Source organism: Streptomyces sp. WELS2 (genome assembly GCF_013870595.1).
GTDB lineage: Bacteria > Actinomycetota > Actinomycetes > Streptomycetales > Streptomycetaceae > Streptomyces.
In genome coordinates this window covers 1-1,964 of the sequence record NZ_JACBWZ010001031.1, presented here as the reverse complement: position 1 = coordinate 1,964, position 1,964 = coordinate 1, and the positions used below count along the sequence as shown (strand labels likewise).

Sequence of the window (1,964 nt, the reverse complement as noted above, 5' to 3'; positions counted from 1 at the left end):
TGACCGTGTCCCTGCCGGTAGCCGAGCGCCGCGTCCGCGGTGCTCGGCTACCGGCTGCTGACCGTCTGGCTGCCGCTGCTGCCCGGCCTGCTGGTGCTCGGGGTGCTGGTGCGGCGCAAGGCGTTGTGACGTCCGGGAGTTTCCCGCGCTTCCCCGGCAGGTAGGAGTCGGGTACATGCCATCCGACTGAGGGGGGAGCCATGCCCGGGAATCACCGCGCGGGCCTGCCGGACGAGGCCTTCTTCACGCCGGGGACCTCGTCGTTCACCGAGTTCCTGGCCGCCCACCGCCCCGGGCTGCTGCCCACCGCGCCCGCCCTGCCGGCCGGTGTCCGGGCGGCGCCCGGCCGGTTCCCGCACGGCACCACCGTGCTGGCGCTGACCTACCGCGACGGCGTGCTGATCGCCGGCGACCGGCGCGCCACCATGGGCAACCTCATCGCCCAGCGCGACCTGGAGAAGGTGCATCCGGCCGACGAGCACACGGCCGTCGCGTTCGCCGGCACCGTCGGCCTCGCCCTGGACATGGTGCGCCTCTACCAGGTCGAGCTGACCCACTTCGAGAAGGTCGAGGGCGTCCCGATGACCCTCGGTGCCAAGGCGACCCGCCTCGCGGCCATGATCCGGCAGAACCTCGCCCAGGCCATGCAGGGGCTCGCCGTCGTCCCGCTGCTGGTCGGCTACGACCTCACCGCGCCCGACGGCGGACGCGGCCGGATCTTCGCCTTCGACGCGGCCGGCGGGCTGTACGAGAAACCGCACTTCCACGCCGAGGGCAGCGGCTCCCCGTACGCCCGGGGAGCCCTGAAGAAGCTGTACCGGCCGGGCCTGACCCGCCGCGAGGCCGCCCTCGCCGCGCTCCAGGCGCTCTACGACGCGGCGGACGACGACTCGGCCACCGGCGGCCCCGATCTGCACCGCCGCATCTTCCCCGTCGTCTCGGTCATCACCGAGGACGGCTACGCGCGGCTGCCCGCGCCGGAGACGGAGGAACTCGCACGGGACGTGATCCGGCAGCGCGCCGCCCGCCCGGACGGCCCGCACGCCGCACCGGCCTGAGCGGGCCGTCGGGGCCCGTCGGCCCGGGGCGGCTTTCCCCGCCCATGGGGGAGGTCTGCCGCGGACTTTACTGCACAAGGGTTGCAGGTACGTGGAATCGGCATAAGGGTGGAGCGGGTGCGGTACCGGGGGGAAGTTCCTCCGTGACGGCGCCCCTGATTCCGCTCCGCCCCTCCCCGCTCGGGCCGGGCCCACCCGCCCGGACCGGCACCGCGTCCGCGGCTCCCGACGCGGCAGGAGCGGATCAGGGGCGGCGGCGTCGCCGGCCGCCGCGCTCATGACCGGGGGATTAAGGCCCCGGCCGGGGGAAACGCGGACCAGGACGGTCCGCTGACCCCCAGGAGGCGAAACCATGAGCGACCAGCAGTCCGAGCAGACCCCGATGGCGGACGACACCTACCAGCCGACCGGCACCAACGAGGAACAGGAGGACGCCGGACCGCTGGACCTGCAGGACGCGATCGGCGAGCGCACCTACGACGACATCCTCGACGAGGGCTACTCCCCGCCCGAGCGTCCGCTGGGTGTCACCAAGCACGGCACCACCGCCGCCGAGCAGCACGACGGGGAGACCCTGGACGAACGGCTCGGCCAGGAGGTCCCGGACGTCTCCGCGCCGCCCGGCGACGAGATCGGCGACCTGCCCGGCGGCGAGGGCGAACCACTCGACCCCGAGGCCGGCACCGCCCGCGCGGGCCGCCTGGTCGCCCCCGACGAGGGCAGCCACACCGACACCACCAAGGAGGAGGTCGCCCGGGACGTCGGCATCGACGGCGGCGCGGCGGGCGCCGAGGAGGCGGCGGTCCATGTGGTGGAGGAGGAACCCTGAGCCCGGCCGGCTTCCTCCCAGGCCGTTTCGGGGGGCCGGGTCCCTCGCCCGGTACCTGGGTGAGGGACCCGATGACG

2 protein-coding genes and 1 pseudogene are annotated in these 1,964 nt (G+C 74.5%); all 3 read left to right on the top strand.

Annotation, left to right across the window (positions count from 1 at the left end; translation table 11 throughout):
- Positions 1-24 precede the first annotated feature (24 nt).
- Positions 25-129 (top strand): annotated as a pseudogene (locus H5J33_RS33210) (TIGR00374 family protein); the annotation flags it as partial.
- Positions 130-200: 71 nt separating this feature from the next.
- The gene (gene prcB, locus H5J33_RS33205; protein ID WP_181798414.1) at positions 201-1,058 is read left to right on the top strand and encodes a proteasome subunit beta; all 858 of its coding nucleotides are present in this window, start codon (positions 201-203) and stop codon (positions 1,056-1,058) included.
- A 352-nt stretch (positions 1,059-1,410) separates the two neighbouring features.
- On the top strand, positions 1,411-1,887 hold the full coding sequence (locus H5J33_RS33200; RefSeq protein WP_181798413.1) for a DUF5709 domain-containing protein: 477 nt from the start codon (positions 1,411-1,413) through the stop codon (positions 1,885-1,887).
- Positions 1,888-1,964 lie beyond the last annotated feature (77 nt).